The 16,943-nt window shown below is 43.9% G+C and carries 11 protein-coding genes; 5 read left to right on the forward strand and 6 right to left on the reverse strand.

The annotated features are described in order from the left end of the window. Positions 1-74: 74 nt before the first annotated feature. A complete protein-coding gene (locus tag ACEN2L_RS07215; RefSeq protein ID WP_441742861.1) occupies positions 75-1,943 on the reverse strand; it encodes a glycoside hydrolase family 3 protein in 1,869 nt (622 codons plus the stop codon). Between the two features lie 90 nt (positions 1,944-2,033). Further along, positions 2,034-5,045, reverse strand: coding sequence for a carboxypeptidase regulatory-like domain-containing protein (locus ACEN2L_RS07220; RefSeq protein WP_441742863.1), 3,012 nt, complete (start codon positions 5,043-5,045; stop codon positions 2,034-2,036). A 362-nt stretch (positions 5,046-5,407) separates the two neighbouring features. Between ACEN2L_RS07220 and pbp4b the strand changes: the two genes are divergently transcribed. Together pbp4b and ACEN2L_RS07230 are read left to right on the forward strand one after the other, a co-directional pair. Then, positions 5,408-7,900, forward strand: a complete 2,493-nt coding sequence (gene pbp4b, locus ACEN2L_RS07225; protein ID WP_441742865.1) for a penicillin binding protein PBP4B — start codon at positions 5,408-5,410, stop codon at positions 7,898-7,900. Between the two features lie 9 nt (positions 7,901-7,909). Beyond that, positions 7,910-9,478 (forward strand): serine hydrolase, encoded by a 1,569-nt coding sequence (locus ACEN2L_RS07230; RefSeq protein ID WP_441742867.1) that lies wholly within the window; start codon positions 7,910-7,912, stop codon positions 9,476-9,478. Positions 9,479-9,486: 8 nt separating this feature from the next. Here the strand turns inward: ACEN2L_RS07230 and ACEN2L_RS07235 are convergent, their stop codons facing one another. From ACEN2L_RS07235 to ACEN2L_RS07250, 4 genes are all read right to left on the reverse strand, one after another. Then, positions 9,487-10,362 (reverse strand): hypothetical protein, encoded by an 876-nt coding sequence (locus ACEN2L_RS07235; RefSeq protein ID WP_441742869.1) that lies wholly within the window; start codon positions 10,360-10,362, stop codon positions 9,487-9,489. 206 nt (positions 10,363-10,568) lie between these two features. Further along, positions 10,569-11,090, reverse strand: coding sequence for a hypothetical protein (locus ACEN2L_RS07240; protein WP_306023314.1), 522 nt, complete (start codon positions 11,088-11,090; stop codon positions 10,569-10,571). 92 nt (positions 11,091-11,182) lie between these two features. Beyond that, a complete protein-coding gene (locus tag ACEN2L_RS07245; protein WP_441742871.1) occupies positions 11,183-11,965 on the reverse strand; it encodes a hypothetical protein in 783 nt (260 codons plus the stop codon). Positions 11,966-12,051: 86 nt separating this feature from the next. Beyond that, positions 12,052-13,212: a DUF819 family protein gene (locus tag ACEN2L_RS07250; RefSeq protein ID WP_441742873.1), complete on the reverse strand. Its 1,161-nt coding sequence runs from the start codon at positions 13,210-13,212 to the stop codon at positions 12,052-12,054. A 480-nt stretch (positions 13,213-13,692) separates the two neighbouring features. Here ACEN2L_RS07250 and ACEN2L_RS07255 point away from each other — a divergent pair, with 480 nt between their 5' ends. Genes ACEN2L_RS07255 through ACEN2L_RS07265 form a run of 3 tightly spaced genes read left to right on the forward strand, consistent with a single transcriptional unit; the run spans position 13,693 to position 16,937 of the window. After that, complete coding sequence (locus ACEN2L_RS07255) at positions 13,693-15,060, forward strand: C40 family peptidase (protein WP_441742875.1); 1,368 nt, start codon at positions 13,693-13,695, stop codon at positions 15,058-15,060. Positions 15,061-15,066: 6 nt separating this feature from the next. Continuing rightward, complete coding sequence (locus ACEN2L_RS07260) at positions 15,067-16,170, forward strand: dipeptide epimerase (protein ID WP_441742877.1); 1,104 nt, start codon at positions 15,067-15,069, stop codon at positions 16,168-16,170. Continuing rightward, positions 16,158-16,937 (forward strand): L,D-transpeptidase family protein, encoded by a 780-nt coding sequence (locus ACEN2L_RS07265; RefSeq protein ID WP_441742879.1) that lies wholly within the window; start codon positions 16,158-16,160, stop codon positions 16,935-16,937. Before ACEN2L_RS07260 ends, ACEN2L_RS07265 begins: the two co-directional genes overlap by 13 nt. The last annotated feature ends 6 nt before the right edge of the window (positions 16,938-16,943 follow it).

The raw sequence follows: 16,943 nt of genomic DNA on the forward strand, positions 1-16,943 counted from the left end.
AATGGAATATCCACTCCTCTTGGCAGCAATATTTTATTTATAGCTCGTTTTATTATTTTGCTATATGTCGCTTATCAGTCAATGGTCACAGGCAAAGTACCTGTGGCCACTTTATTACCGGTAATAACATCCGCTAACGCGTTAAAAATGGCGCCCTCAAACTGCGTGATTAAACGGCCAGATTTGTCCATGTATTCCACTTTATTGCTGTTATAAGCAAAACTCGCCAATATAACATCTGCGTAATGCGCAAAAACATTAACGTTGTAAGGTGCCCGCAGGCTAATAAAAATGGTGGTTTTTCCTTGGGCTTTGGCTGCCTGTAGTAGGGCTAGCTGTTGACTTAATTGCTGCTCTTTAGGTGCTCTATCACGCCACGTTTGAATGTCGTCCATACCGCCTAGTTCAACTAAACTTTGATCCGGTGAGATATCTGCAGCAATAATCACATCCGCTTGCTCGCGCATATCAAAATCTGACCCCTGGTTACCGTTCGCTACACTGCCACACTGAATGTTTACCTTGGGTAATCGTGTTGTAAGCGCTAAGGTCAAGGCCATACATTTGGTCGTATCGGGCATACTTAAATAGACTGACTTCAGGGTTTGCTTGAGAGGCAATACACCAGCATCTTTGATTTGAACAATGGCACTGTCAGCCAAGGCTTGTTCCACCTGCCGATGACGGGCATTACCTAAGGTGGCTTGTGCGTTTTCAATGGCTTGCTCTAAGGGCAAAGTATTGCGCTGAGCAAGTTGATATTGATTTTTTACCTGTTCAATACGCTGTGCCGAGAGAGTGATTTCTTGTTTGTCTAAGCGCTCGGTTTGCACGGCTTTTACCACATCATCAATGAGTGCATCTAATTTGCCAATATCTGCAGGGCGTCGAATAGCAATCGGCATTAAGGCAATATCAGCGCCAGCAGCAAAGGTTTGAATAACCGCTTCGGTTTTATCAAAAAAGTGAGATATGCCCGCCATATCCAAGGCATCGGTGACAATAAGGCCTTTAAATGCCATTTTATCACGCAGCAAATCCGTCAAAATTTTACGCGACATTGTCGCCGGTAAAATCGTGCTTTCACCTTCTTTGGTGGTAAATAGCGTATTGTCTAGCTGCGGATATTGAATGTGAGCGGTCATGATCATGGCAGGTGCATTTTGGTCAATCGCGTATTGGAAAGGCAGTAAATCCGATGCCTCTATTTGCTGTAAACCATGTTCAACCCGGGGCAAACCGGTATGGCTATCTACGCTGGTATCACCGTGTCCAGGGAAATGCTTCAAGGTTGCCATCATACCTTGAGCCTGCATCGCCGCCATTTGTGCAGTGCCTAATTCTGCCACTATGTTTGCATCTTCGCCGTACGAGCGCACGTTGATCACTGGGTTAAGCGGATTTACATTTACATCTACTGTAGGTGCAAAGTTTACATTGAAGCCAAGCGAGAGCAGCTCCTTAGCAATAATTTCACCGCTGAGGCGCGCAAAATAATCGCCATGCTGCGCATAGGTAGCGCCGATAGCCATATTGCCAGCAAACGAGGTCGCTAGGTTTTGCGGAATACGCACCACTCGCCCACCTTCTTGGTCAATGGCAATAAATAGGGGTGAGTGACCACCACGCTGCGCCGCTTGTTGTAAAGCATAGTTTAGCCTCAGCATTTGTTCGGTGTTATCTAAATTATCAGCAAACAACACGACTCCACCAATGCCTGTATCACTGATCATCTTGCTCAACTCTTTGGGCAAGGTTGTCAGCGGTGTGTTGCAGCTGGTATCGAGCTCATCATCACAATAATAACGCAGATCTAACATCAACTTTTGGGCCACATACTCCCTTAGTTGCGTATCAGCGGGTTGCTTAACAGCACAAGAAACGCAAGATAGTGCGCCAAGTAATACTGCGATTAGTTTTTGTGAGATTGATGAATTTATCACCTTAACGTTCCTATTATGTTGCATAAAAATCCCCGCAAAGTGCGGGGATTTTTTGATGATATAAGCCACAAAACAGCTTATTGTCGTAAATTAAAAACCAATGTTGACCGACAGTTGCAGTCTACGGGGATTGATTAAGTTACGCGCTTCACCAAAGGTAGAGCTTGAAACCACTGGGTTGTAGTTGTAACCGGTTTGGTTATCAAATACGTTAAATAGATCGGCTTTAAACTTCAACACAATGTCATCTGTTAGATTGAAATTCTGTGCATAATTTAAATCCAACTGCCAATGACTTGGCTCTCTACGGCTACCGGCAGGCTCTGAATAACGAATAGTTGAACTAGAATAACCATATACCGTGCCATCCCATGCTTCCCAAACGTCACCTGATTGGTAGAGAAATTTAAAGCCAATATCGGCATTCCAATCAGTCGTATAGTAACCAATCGTTTTAAAAACGTGTGGTTTATCACCGTGTAATTTACCGTATTTACCATCCCACAACATCCGCCCCTTACCATCGCCTAAGTTAGACGAGCCAATGAATAAATTACCGTCAGATGCAGTACTCGTTATATCTTGATCATAGTTACCAAAATAATGGCTCCATACATAAGAGGCATTCAAATATAGATTGTCTCCGACGTACTCACCTTCAACACTGAATTCATAATAGGTATTTTTAGCTCCATCTAATTCGGCAATAACGTAAGAAGAACCACCAACATCATCACGGTAGGTTTGTAAGTCAGGAATATACAATCCATTAGCTGCTATATTCGCTGGAACGCCACCAAAAGGACCATATTCACCGTATAATCGCGCATCATTTGGCATATCTTCCCATGGGTGAAATGCCTTACGTTGACGTACGTGAGTGCGCATGACAAATTCATCAGTAATGGTTTGATTAACCCCTACAGTAATCTCATCAGTTCGTCTGGCTTTAAGGTCATCTTGGAAAAACTTACCTGAAGAGCCAGAGGCCCCTGTGTTACCCACATAGTCGCCATTTTCATCAAAGTAAACTAATTGGGTTGCTTGGCTGTTTCTTGCCCATGATGCTGCACGTGCCAATGAAGATGCTTCAGGGTTATAACTCGCAAAGTTTGCAAATACTGTATCCTCGCCGTTATATGCCCACGTTATGCCCAAACGTGGCTGAATCATGTCGGTAAAATCTAGTTCATACATTTTGTATTGATGACCCGGCGCAAGCTCATAGCCAGAAGGGGTGCTTGAGTTTTCCTTAAGACCTTGGCCATACCAAATGTCATTGCTAAGAATAAAACCAACATTGTAGGTAAAGTTTCCATCGATGATCGTATCGTTAAACTCTAAGTTGTAGGATTTAGCTACAGAGGTGATAGGTGGTACGACATCACCCGCGCTGCTCTCCAAACTCATTTGTTCTACAACGGCGGTATAGTAAATTGGGATGTCAGTTTCAAAATTGTCAGGCCTCAAACCGCCAGCAAAACTAATATTTCCCCAACCGTTGGATAAACGAGACAAGACTTCTTTGCCTTCTTTCCATTGGAAACCTACATGTAAGGTATGCTGCATACCCGCTAGTTCGGTTTCATGATCTAGTTTAACTTCGAAGCTTTTGCGGTAAAAATCTTGATTTGCAATCCCTGCACCTACCCCTACATACCCTCCGCCGGTTAACACACCTTCATCATTAATATAGCCATATTGGTTAATCAGCGTCTGTGCAGCATCGTTATCAAAACCGGCAATCTCAGGACGTAAATCTGGAACGCTAAACTGACCTAAGGTATCCAGCGCAGTAAGATCAAGAGATTCACCAATACGAGGCGTCACATCAGGAATTAAATTATCTGCGCGGCTTGCTGTTTCATAACTGTAGTCGCTGTACTGAAATGTTAACGTAGTGTAATCATCGATTAAATACGAACCATCAAAGGTATAGATATCCTGATTAGCAGAAGAGCCCGACGAAGTAGAGTCTTGGTCAAATGAGCCCAACGACTCACCTTTCCCTTCGTTGTCAGAAGTCCGTAAGCTTAAATTAAACAGTAAATCGTCTGTAGGCGCCCACGTTAATTTTCCGAAGTATTCTTCACGTACACTTTTATAGTCTTTGACTGGGCCATAGGCCGTTTCTTTGTTAGCCCGCTCTACTTCGGGTCGATAATATGAACCATAGAAAAACAATTCATCTTGGATTAGTGGACCACTTAAACTGGTTGTAATCCATGTTTTATCATCAGTATATTTCGTACCGTCAGCATCATCTTTATCTGCAACAAAGCTTTTAGGCTGAGTACGGTACTCTATGTTTGCATGAAATTCGTTGGTGCCCGATTTCGACACCGTATTAATGGCTAAACCACCAGATCGGTTAAAACCAATTGCTTTAGCGCCACCGCGGTCAATCGATACATAAGCTATGTCATGAGTAGATGGTTCTGATGCTAAGTTACCAAACATCGGTAATGAAACATCTACGCCATCAAATCCATATTTATTATCTCGGCCAGAACCACCGGCTGATGGACCAAGAGTAGAATATTCGGAATATTGAACACCTGGGATCAACGACAACAGGTCACGGTAATCTTGGCCAGACGGGATTTTAGATACCGCATCTTGACCTAAAGAGTTAGTCAACGACGAATCACCTTCGCGAATAACTTTAGAGCCTGTTATGTAAATAACTTCAGTATTGCTTGCGGGCGCACTCTCAAACGCCACATTCACGCTAGAAGATTGCTCAAGCAAAACTTGCACTGTAGTTTGACGAACAGTGCCATCAGCAGAAGTAAATGTAAGCGTGTATTCACCCGGCATTAGGGCGGGCAAATTGTATGAACCATCCGCTTTGGTGGTGACTGTACGGGGTTTTGGCATAACACTGCTGCTGGCGGTCACCGTCACATTAGCAACCGAAATATCTGACACTTCAGTTGTCACTTTACCCTTTATGCTACCCGATTGCTGGGCGATAGCCGGGGCACTCATAAGCGCTCCTGTCAGCATAACAGCTGAAATAGATGCGGCAGGAGCACTCCATGCTCTGCGTACAGCCTGATGTAGGCGTCTTTTCATAAAATGTATGTGTTGTGTTGACATGTGTTCCACCTGGTATTTTTTTAATTATGCTTTGAGCGGCTTACCTGCTTATTTCGATCCGCTTTACTTTTACTGACTCCTTTTTTGCTAGGAGCCACCTCATTTAACAAATATTAGCCAATCAGGTCAAGAATAATATTTTCCACTTAGAGTTAAATATAGTAATAAATTATAACTTCATTTGAATTGATAATAAGGGAATACATAATTCTTTATGAAATGAGGCAATAACAGTGTTTAACAGCTTAAAATCCAAGAATATTTGCAATAATCAGTTACAATCAGCCTGCAATTCTGTGTAGAATATTTATTCACAAGTGATATATTTTTTATAATTTTTTATTCTTTAGGTGGGCTTTATCATGCAATTGCGCGCATTATTAACCTTGTTTGGTTTAATGAGCAGAGGGACTAGTGGTAAATCATTAGGACTCGTGGCCTTACTGTGTTTAGTGGTAAGTTGTTCAAGCCTGCCTTTATCTTACATGCAGTCTAAAAATTACAGTCAGCGTATTAAATTTTTAGTCATGCATTATACGGCGATTGATTATCAAAAATCGGTCAAGGCTTTAGTAGAAGAAGGGGGCTTAAGTTCACACTACCTAATTCCTGAGCGTAACGATCCGAGTTATCAAGACAGTGAATTAAAAGTCATTCAGTTAGTGGAAGAGTCAGGCAGAGCATGGCACGCTGGCAATAGTTATTGGCAAGGGCGTGAAGATTTAAACGACCAAAGTATCGGCATCGAAATCGTCAATGTGCCTCATTGTATGCGCGACGAAGCCAGCAATTTTGGCTCAAAGCGGGAAAACTCCATTGACAGACTGTGTGTGTTTCCTGACTACGATCCAAAACAAATCGAATTATTAATCAAGCTATCCCAAGATATTCTGGCTCGCAACCCAGATATTTCACCCACTGCGGTAGTGGGTCATTCTGATATTGCACCAACCCGTAAAAATGACCCTGGCCCTCGGTTTCCATGGTACCAATTATATCAAGCAGGTATTGGTGCCTGGTACGACAACGATACCTTACAAAAATATTGGCAGATATTTAATCAGTCTCCCATCAGCATTGGCTTAATGCAGCATGCCTTGAACCGCTATGGTTACGGAATAACCGAAACGGGGATAATTGATAGCGCGACCTTCGATACTTTATCAGCCTTTCAGATGCATTTTTTGCCTTGGTCAGTTAGCGGTAAGTTAGATAGCAAAACCGCGGCAGTGCTATTTGCATTAATTGAAAAGTATTTTCCAAGTCGTATCGACGCCCTGATGAAACGCTACGAAGCAGAAAAAATGCCGCCTGTAGCACCTCGTACCTTAGCTTATTATCAGGTAAACGAGTTGTTTCCCACTGTGGATCGCAGCACCAGAGAATGGGTAAACGATCGCACGGTGTTTAAGGAATACAAAGGTGAAGGTCAGATCATTATTGACAATATTGATGCACAAAGTGCCGACATCTATATCAATGGTCAAAAACTCAATATAGAAAATGCGCTACAGCCTTATCAACGTTATGAATACAGCTTAGCGAGGCGCACAAAAACAGGTGAAAACACCTTAAAAGTAGAAAACGTACGACCAGAAGGGAGCTCGGTTAAGGTCATGATCCCCTATCCGACCTTGCACGATGCCACTGGACAGTACCTAACTACATTTGCCAAAGTGGATGAGCTTATTAATCAAGATGTCGCCGACGGTTTTCCGGGTGCAGTGTTGTTGGTAGTAAAAGAAGGCAAGATTATAAAACGCAGTGCTTATGGTTATGCCCGCAAATTTGCTGATGGTGGATTGCCCCTTGATCAAGCCGTAAAGATGCAGACTAACCAGCTATTTGATTTAGCCTCAAACACCAAAATGTTTGCCACCAACTTTGCCCTAATGAAGTTGGTATCAGAAGGTAAGATAGATGTCACTCGCCCCTTAAGTGAATACTTGCCAGAATACCAAGGCCAGGGACGAGAAAGCCGTTTAGTGCGAGATTTATTAACTCATACCGCGGGGTATTCGCCTCAAGTGCGTTTTTTTACCAAGGATAACGAGCTTGGTTCGCGCTTTTTCTCGCAAAATAAAGCACAAACTGAGCACCTATTGCTCAGTCGTGTGCCCTTTGAAACCGGGCGTCAAACCAAAGCAATTTATAGTGACACAGATTACATGTTGTTAGGTTTACTTGTAGAACGGGTGACCCAAATGTCGCTAGACCGCTACGTTGAACAAGATATTTATCATCCACTTAATCTAAGCAATACCTTGTTTAACCCTTTGCATAAGGGCTTTGCACCACAGCAGTTTGCCGCCACTGAAATTCAGGGGAATACCCGTGACGGCTCAGTAGACTTTACTAATGTGAGAAAGCATGTATTACAAGGTGAGGTGCATGATGAAAAAGCCTTTCACTCTTTTGCAGGTGTTGCTGGCCATGCCGGTTTATTCTCTAACGTAGACGACTTAGCCGTTCTTGCTCAAACGCTATTAAATGGCGGTGGTTACGGCCGTGTTAAGGTATTTGACCGCGCAGTTTTAGCTAAATTCACTAAACCAGAAGAGGGAGACAGTAGTTTTGGTTTAGGCTGGCGCCGAGCTGATCAAGGTCAAAGTAAGTGGCACTTTGGGCCCTATGCTAGCCCTTATGCCTATGGTCACACCGGCTGGACAGGCACGGTGACAGTCATCGACCCCGCATACGATCTAGCCATTATTTTGCTGACTAATGCTCGGCACAGTAAAATTGTTGAGCGCGAAGCAGGTAAGGGCCGCGAGTTTAACGGCAAGTTATTTGAAACGGGTAAATACGGTAGCGTGATCAGTTTGGTCTATGAAGCCTTACTTGAACGTCCATAGGAGTTACAAATGATTAAGCGAAATAAGGTTCGTATAGCCCTATTCTTGTTAGCTGGGTGTATCACCATGAATGGTCAGGCAGAGGCAATAAACGAAGATAAAATTAACGCTATCATGCAGCATTTTCAAGTACCAGGCGCGGCCATTGGTATTGTTCAAAACGGCCAAGTGATTGCCGCCAAAGGTTTTGGGCTCAAAACCCTTGGTAAACCCGACCCTATTGACGCTGACAGTATTTTCAAAATAGCCTCTAATACCAAAGCGTTTACCACCGCTGCCTTAGCGATTTTGGTCGACGAAGGTAAAATTAGTTGGCATGGCAAGGTACAACGTTATTTGCCGGATTTTAAGCTATATGACCCTTGGGTCAGTCGGCAATTTACCCTTATCGATTTGTTAACTCATCGTAGTGGTTTAGGTTTAGGCGCAGGCGATTTAATGTTGTGGCCAGAACCCTCCAGCTTTAGCCGCCAAGAAGTAATGCATAATCTACGTTATCTGAAACCCGCTGGTGAATTTCGCGCAGATTACGCCTACGACAATTTACTTTATATCGTTGCAGGAGAAATCATTCCTGCCGTTACTGGACAAAGTTGGGAGCAATTTGTTGAGCAGCGCATTATGCGCCCTCTTGGCATGAACCACTGTTTTGCTGGGCAAGTGAGCGAAGCCAAACAACAAGACCTTGCCACCCCACATGGCATGGTTAACGGCAAGCTACAGGCCATAATACGCGCGATTGATTACAGCAAGCCAAGCGTATCAGCGCCTGCTGGTGGTATTCAATGTAGCCTCAACGATATGCTGCGCTGGGTAACAGTGCAACTAGCTGAAGGCAAAATTGACGCCAAGCAAGGTTTATTTAGTCAAGCGCAGCATAAGATGATGTGGCAACCTCAAACCATTATGCCCTTGTCTGCCAGCAGTAAACGCCGAGATAACAGCCATTTTAGTGCTTATGCATTAGGTTGGCGGGTGAATGATATGAACGGTACATTGCAAGTGCATCATACGGGCAGTTTGGCCGGTATGTATTCTTTTGTGAGTTTATTTCCCGAATTAGATTTAGGCTTTGTTGTGCTAACCAACCAGCAGTCGAGCGCGGCACGCAGTGCTCTGATGTATTCCATCATGAAACCTTTTTTGGGTGATACACAAACCGATTGGATGGCCGAATTTAGCCCAAAGCCTTCGCCTCAAGCCAGCCAAAAAACGAATACTCCCCCCCTAGAGAGCTACCCCATAGCTAACATAAATCAGTCAGAAAACAGGGACTTTCTTGGTGCCTATGTCGATCCATGGTTAGGCCGCTTTGTTATAGCAACGCAAGCCGATGGCAGTCTGCTGATTCACTCACAACGAGTAGAAAAATTAATCGGCAGTTTGTACCGCCTTGGCCATGACTCGTTGCTTATCCGTTGGCACGATCGCAGCTTAGAAGCGGATGCGATAATGCACTTTACCCGCAATCAAAAAGGTGAGGTAAGTGGCATGACTATGTTACCAGAGTCAAGTGACATCGATTTTAGCTATGATTTTCAAGACTTAAACTTTACTAAAATCATTGAATCTGAATGAAAGGCGAGCTATCCCCAGATAACCAATAATGCAGCTAAGGCAATTAAAACCAAACCAAAGGCATCTTTGATTTGCACTTTTTGTTTTAACCAATAGCTTGAAATCAGTAAGGTGAAAAAGATTTCGATTTGCCCTAAGGTTTTTACATAGGGCACATTTTGAATCGACATTGCACTAAACCAGCCGATTGAGCCTAAACAGCTGCTAACACTGGTCAGTAAGGTTAATTTTGGCCGTTGCATTAGGGCCCGTAATGTCCCCTTGTCATTGAGCCATAAGTAACTGACCAAGCCCAATGTTTGCAGACTGATCACCATAACTAATACCCAAGCGGCGCTGTAAGGAAAGGATAAATTTAGCTGCAAACTGGCCTCTCTAACCCACAGTGAAGTTAACGCAAAGGCACTGCCACACGCTAAACCCATCGCAACAGTTGCTAGTGATAGCCCTTTAACACCCTTGACTGCACTCATCAAAAATACCGCCAAGCCACCGATAAAAACCCCTAGCCATCCAAAAAATGACAAGGTTGTACCAAAAAACAACATCCCCAACACAGCAGCAACAATGGCCTCGCTTTTTGCCAGTCCAGCGCCTATCGCATAGTTATTCATCTTAAAAAGCCTAACCATTAAGCTAGTTGCAACGATCTGCGTCACCGCTGCGCCAATAATGTACAGCCAATATTGAGTGTTAAAAATCGGCATCGCAACGGGCTCAAAGGCATACAGCAAACCAAGATAGATCGCAGCTATGGGTCCCGCCCAAATAAAACGCGCAAGCGTTACCCCCGTGACTTTAACGGTTTGCCCGAGTTGACTCTGAAAGGCATTGCGCCACGCCTGCATAAACGTGGCAAAAACGGTACATACTACCCAAGTCATGAATATCCGGTGTTGGTCACATGGACCTTAGTTGTATCGGTATGATGAATGGATTGTCGCATCACAAAACGAAATAAGAAACGTCTGGATGAGAGAAAGAGGCAATCAACCCGCTCCTTAAATAAGAAGCCGATCGTGCTAAAAATAGATTTACGTCGAATTTAGAAGTAAGTAAGTACTAACAATTAAGTTTTCTGGTCGATTCTTTACAGCAGTGCCCTGACAGCATTTAAGGCATCAACCGCGAACCCCCTGTCATAGAAATAGATAATAGTGCCATGTTCATCTAATAACATCACCCGGGCATTATTGGGTTTTTGATTTCCGGTGAATTCTTGCACTTTGTCGCCGTCTTCGTACACCGTCACGACCCCTTTCCATAACTCTTTTGGAATACCTGAGCGCATACCACTGTCAATAAAGGTGCTGAACATTCGGGGAAACATGCCCTGAATGGTGGGGATCTCGTACACATTAAGGGCTGTGTTTGTCATGTCCAAACCGATAAGCCAGCGGTCGATATCAAATTGACTGTCTTGCTTGTAACCGAATAACAGCAACGTTTTGCTGCCTTTGAAATCATCGGGAATAGTGACCTTTTCACCCGCTAGACTTTGCCCCGTCACCACTAACATGGCATCACCAACTGCAAGCTGGCCAGGGTGTTCATAACTTGAACACCCCATCAAGCCAATACTCAAAAACAAAGCCAGAATAAGATTTTTCATTGGTCGTCCTTTCATACGTTTAGTGGATATACGTTGCGATGCAAGAATAAGTTTGATTGCTCGCAGCTCAATCGACCATTAGCATTGAAAGACTATTGGGTTTTCGCTTTAAAATGCACGTGCATCTCGCCTAAGCCTGCATACTTGATCGTCATATCGCATGCGATAGGTGCATCAAACACCCCTGCATAAGAGCCTGTAATGGCAGCTTGCCCGGCCTCGATACCGATGCCCTGCTGACGTAAAAACTCTACCAACCAATACAAGGGTGCGCGCGGGATTACGTTAGGGTGTTTAGCGCTGTAGGGCTGAATTTGATCGGCATAACTAAGGGTGATATCAATATTACTGGCCTGTTTCGCCAATTCAGCATCAACTTGTGGGCCTACATACAAACCTTGATTAACCAAACCATCTGCTAATTTATCAAAGTGATGAATAGGGGCAGTGGGCACATACCGATTATAAATAAGCTCTAAGGCCATATGAGTACGGCCAATAGCAGCATCAATTTCAGCGGGTAAATAAGGCTCTGCGCGCACAGGTAAGGCATGGGCAAAATAGAAGGCTAACTCAGGTTCAATCCGCGCCACATTGTTGTCAGGCCACAAACTAACAGGTGCGATAGTATCAATGGTGCTGGTAAAAATAGGCGCAACGACCCAATTACCCTCAATGGGCTGCAAACACTTCCATGCACCTACACTGTCTTTGCATTGTTCGCACCATAATTGCGTGACTGCCTGCTGTATGGCAAAGGCGCTTTGATTGTCAGTAGGGCGGCAATGAGCAGCTAGCACCTCACCTTTTTGTGCGTTTAGACGCCTTGCCAGCAGTATTGATGCTGCCTGTTCTGTTGCTGATGGCTGGTGCATGGTTATCCTTTAAAAGCAGTACTAGGGAAAATATCGCAGTGTGCCACAAGAAAAGCCCTAGTGCTGCAACAGAATTTTTGAACCTCTTAGCTGGCAATAAAAGATAGAATTTTGCCCACCAGCAAGCCGCCACCAGTACCTATTATATAGCCCACCATGGCCATCAATACGCCAACTGGGATCAAGGCCTTGGAATAAGATGCAGCTAAAATAGGGGCTGACGCCACACCACCAATATTAGCTAAAGAAGCCACACCACAAGTAAACAGATCGAGCTTCAACCATTTGGCCATCACGACCATAATTAAAGCATGTATCGCCAGTATGACGAGGCCCAAAATAATGTAAACCGGAGCCTGTGTGAGTTCAGCAAAATTAGCCCGTGACGCAATCAGCGCAATAATTAAATACAGCATTAACATCGACAACTGACTGGCGCCTGCGATTTTAGCCAAAGGCGTTATTGCACAGATGACACCAGCCAAAGTCACAATTAACACCGTCCAGGCTGTGCTGGTAAAGTACGCAGACGTCGGTAAAAGCTGAGCAGCACTTTGTGCTAAAGCTGACATTAACAAAGCAATGGCTAGTAAAATTAATAATCCGCCAGCATTAACAGGACCTTGTTCGTTGTCCAACTCGATGTTAGCGCCAATTTTTTCGAGAAACTGACTATCTGCCTTTACCCAACGGTTAAACCGTTTTGCATGAGGCACTAAGGCCAACAAGAACATGACCCACATGGCGTAATCGATAGAATCGATCAACAGGGTATAGCCCATACTTGAATCCGGTACGTCTAACGCCAATTGAATCGCAACCATGTTGCCGGTGCCCCCCATCCAACTGCCACTTAAGGCTGCCAGGGTTTTCCAAGCTCCAGGCTGCAAATACCCTTGAAAAACGGTAAATGCGATCACAAAGGCAATACCGATGCTCACTGCGGCAATAACAAAGGCCAGCAACATTCTGCCGCCTAATTGCTTGATTTGCCGTAAGTCAGCATCCAATAACATCAAAAATATCATGGCCGGTAACAAATTGTTGCGCAACATTTTATAGGCGTTGTTAATCTCTTCGGTTTTTTCCCACACGCCAAAGGTCGAGCACAACATGACAACAAAATATAACGACACGATGGCAGGTAAATACTCAAATAAACGCCAACGAGTGTTGGTTTCCAGTAACTTAAGCGAAGCAGCAATGACGAGTAATGCCGTAACGTAGATAAACGATGAAGTAATCAAGCTGCCTTCTCCTTATTGTGTACTTGACATAGGTGAAATAACTCACCCCATTGGTAAGTGAACAAACATTGCATTTTGCATCCCTTTTAGGCCTGAATGACGCGCACTAAGTTGCTAACGAATCAGCTACTCTATTCAAAAATAACAGAAAATAAAGAATAATTTATTAGTAAACAAGTAAGCCTGTTGATAGTCAATCTTTAAAACCAATTTGAGCGACTAACACTATTTGCAGCTAAGCCTTGTTGAAATAAATATTCCTATGATAACCTATTACCAGAATACTATATTATTTAGGCAATCGATTTGCATACTTACTTTACTGTAAGGCTAATTTGTCTGTTCAAAAGCATTAATCGTGGGTTTAGCTGCATCTGTGCCCACACGCCTAACCAAAATGAGTAAAAAAATATGTTCAGTGCATTAAGAACAAATCGCAATGTAACGCCCTGCTACAAAGGCATTTGGCGTCGAGTAGTCATGATGCTCACGTTAAGTTGTTTCAGTTACATGACTCATGGTGCGAGCAACATTCCAGATATCTCCGATAAACAACTCAATGCGCAATATTGGCAGCAAAAGCTGACACAGGATCAATGGATGTCGATGAAAAACAGCCAAGTTAAAGCCTTTAATCAGCTACTATTTACCCACAATGAACACATGGTACAACCTCTACAAACAGCAGATAGTCTTAGTAAGGTTGAGCTGCTAGGAAAACTATCCCGTATAAGCGCAGTGCCAAGCAGTGCAAGGTTTTACGCCGATGGCACACAACTGACCCAATCGCATTTTCAACACTATCTCGACAACCTTAATACTCAATCCATAAAAAAAATGAATGCGGTGCAGTTTGGTCTGGTAGTGAAACGCTCAGCCATGCGCACCTTTCCCACCCTCGATAAAGTTTACAACGAGCAAATGGATCTTGATCTAGACCGCTTTCAAGAAACCGCAGTGTTCCCGGGTGAAGCGGTCGCTATATTGCTTAGCAGTACCGACAATAAGTGGTTTTTGGTGCAAAACTACAACTATCTCGCGTGGGTAGAGCAAGAGGCTATTGCCATTGGTGATAAACAAGCATTGATTCAGTACACTGATCAGAGCGACTTTTTAATGATAACAGGGGCAAAAGTCTTCACCTCTTATGTGCCTAATGAGCCAAAAATCTCGCAAGTACAATTGGATATGGGCGTCAAATTGCCACTACTAAGTGCTGGACAACAGCACAAAGAATTATACGGACAAAGTACCGCGGGCAATTATGAAGTTGAGTTGCCCACCAGAAACGAGGACGGCAGCCTTAGTTTTAAAACCGCATTAATTGGGCGCACTCAAGATGTCCAGCAAGGTTACCTTGAGTTTACCCCAAAGCATGTTATTGCTCAGGCGTTTAAGTTTTTAGGAGAACGTTATGGCTGGGGACACGACTATAATGGCCGCGATTGCACCGGCTTTGTAGGCGAAATTTATAAAACGTTCGGTATCTTAATGCCCCGTAATTCAGGCCAACAAGGCAAGGGAGAATACGGTACTAATTTTCGTTTCAATGCCTCAACTGAAGTTGCAGCAAAAATGGCGGTTATCGATCAATTACAGGTTGGCGATCTCATCTATATTCCTGGTCATGTTATGGTGTATTTAGGCAAAGAAAACGGTCAACCTTTTGTCATCCATGATGTTAAAGGCTTAGCTTATTGGACACCCGATGGCGATTATTACAGTGGTGTTTTAAACGCCGTATCGGTTACGCCTTTAATTAAATTACAGTTAAACAAACAAACGACTTATCTAGACAAAATCTATAATATTAAACGCATTACCCTGACCAGCAAACAAGAGCGTTAAACGTCTATGAAAATCACCGCAGTTCGCTTTGCTAAGTTAGATGTACCATTAAAAACACCGTTTAAAACGGCCGTTCGCACCGTACAAGATATTTGTGACTTAGTGGTGATAGTCGAAACCGACTGTGGCCAAGTTGGTTATGGTGCGGCCCCTTCCACACCAGTGATTACCGGCGATACTCATGGCTCAATGTTTTATGCCATCGCCAATGTGATCGCGCCGCGAATTATTGGTATGGATATCGAAGAGCTTAATACGATATGCCAACGTATCCAACATGCCATCATCGGTAATAGTAGCGCTAAAGCGGCCATCGAAATCGCCATATACGACTTATGGGCAAAGCACTTTCAAGCGCCTCTTTATAAGGTCTTAGGCGGCGGAAAAACCCAACTTCGTACAGATGTAACCATCAGCGTTGATCATATCGATAAAATGTTGGCTGACGCCCACCTCGCTATCACCCAAGGCTTTGACATACTTAAAATTAAGATTGGTACTGATATCGAAGACGACATCAACAGAGTCAGTACCCTCTATCAAGCCCTGCACAAACAAGCGACTATGCGACTTGATGTAAACCAAGGGTGGACTGCCAAGCAGACCGTCTATGCGATGCAAAAATTAGAGCACCGCGGAGTTGAGCTTGAACTGATTGAACAACCCGTGAAAAATAAAGATATCGACGGTTTGCGTTATATTAGCGAACGTATTACTACACCAGTCATGGCCGACGAAAGCGCTTTTTCTGCGCTGCAGGTCATCGAACTGATCCGCACAGGTGCGGCAGATATCATTAACATTAAGCTGATGAAAAGTGCAGGACTGAGCAATGCCATTAAAATCGCTGACTTGGCAGAATTGTACGCCATTCCCTGTATGATTGGCTGTATGCTTGAAGGTAGTATCAGTGTTGCTGCTGCTGCACATTTAGCAAGTGCCAAAGCGTCTAGTATTACCTTGATTGACTTAGACGGCCCGACACTGGGTAAATATGATCCTGTTGTAGGTGGCGTTAATTTTAACCACTCACATATTCAATTAGGTCAAGGCCACGGTTTAGGCATTGACGGAATTAACGGTTTACAGGAGTTAACATGGCCTTTTTAACCTTACGCAACACCCTTATTATGCTAAGCCTTAGCGTGGCAAGTTTACTTAGCGCCTGCGTAAGTCAGCCTAAAACTGACTTGCCCCTGCTGCAGCGTGTTGATACCCAGCAACTTGTATTAGTTATTGCGGATGATTGGGAAGCGAACACGGCCACCTTACAGAAATTTGAGTGGCAAAATAATCACTGGCAAGCGGTTGATGAAGCCTTTGCTGTCAATATCGGTCGCACCGGACTCGCTTGGGGCTTAGGATTGCACTCAGCGCAAAAGGGCTATTACAAACAAGAAGGAGATGGTAAAGCCACTGCTGGTGTTTTTGATCTAAGCCATACCTTTGGCTACCTAGAACAGTTAAATACTGCTATGCCTTATACCCCTATGACCGCCAGTAACTATTGCATTGATGTGAATGGTTCTTCTTTTTATAACCAAATAGTTGATGAGAATTTGGTGGGTAAAGACGCGGTTAAAGACTCGACTGAACCCATGCGCCGCGATATTCATAACAATAATCAAGACATCTACAAAAAGGGCATTGTACTTGACCACAATGTGGCCAATATTAGTGGGCAAGGTAGCTGTATCTTTTTGCATATGTGGTTTGGTCCTGGTGTGGCAACAGCAGGTTGTACTGCGATGTCAGAGCCCGACATGGACCGCCTCTTGGCTTGGTTAGATCCGACAAAAAGCCCTCGCTATGTCGCCTTGCCAAAAGCAGAGTATTTGGCAAAACAACAAGCATGGGGCCTACCTATCATTAACTAACTGTCA

Source organism: Flavobacterium sp. W21_SRS_FM6 (assembly GCF_052119645.1).
Taxonomy (GTDB): domain Bacteria; phylum Pseudomonadota; class Gammaproteobacteria; order Enterobacterales; family Alteromonadaceae; genus Paraglaciecola.

What these genes read in the sequence shown, in the direction of transcription:
- ACEN2L_RS07240 (WP_306023314.1), bottom strand. Translation starts at nt 11,090, where the DNA reads ATGAAAAATCTTATTCTGGCTTTGTTTTTGAGTATTGGCTTGATGGGG.
- ACEN2L_RS07220 (WP_441742863.1), bottom strand. Translation starts at nt 5,045, where the DNA reads ATGTCAACACAACACATACATTTTATGAAAAGACGCCTACATCAGGCT.
- ACEN2L_RS07245 (WP_441742871.1), bottom strand. Translation starts at nt 11,965, where the DNA reads ATGCACCAGCCATCAGCAACAGAACAGGCAGCATCAATACTGCTGGCA.
- ACEN2L_RS07255 (WP_441742875.1), top strand. Translation starts at nt 13,693, where the DNA reads ATGATGCTCACGTTAAGTTGTTTCAGTTACATGACTCATGGTGCGAGC.
- ACEN2L_RS07230 (WP_441742867.1), top strand. Translation starts at nt 7,910, where the DNA reads ATGATTAAGCGAAATAAGGTTCGTATAGCCCTATTCTTGTTAGCTGGG.
- ACEN2L_RS07265 (WP_441742879.1), top strand. Translation starts at nt 16,158, where the DNA reads ATGGCCTTTTTAACCTTACGCAACACCCTTATTATGCTAAGCCTTAGC.
- pbp4b (WP_441742865.1), top strand. Translation starts at nt 5,408, where the DNA reads ATGCAATTGCGCGCATTATTAACCTTGTTTGGTTTAATGAGCAGAGGG.
- ACEN2L_RS07235 (WP_441742869.1), bottom strand. Translation starts at nt 10,362, where the DNA reads ATGACTTGGGTAGTATGTACCGTTTTTGCCACGTTTATGCAGGCGTGG.
- ACEN2L_RS07260 (WP_441742877.1), top strand. Translation starts at nt 15,067, where the DNA reads ATGAAAATCACCGCAGTTCGCTTTGCTAAGTTAGATGTACCATTAAAA.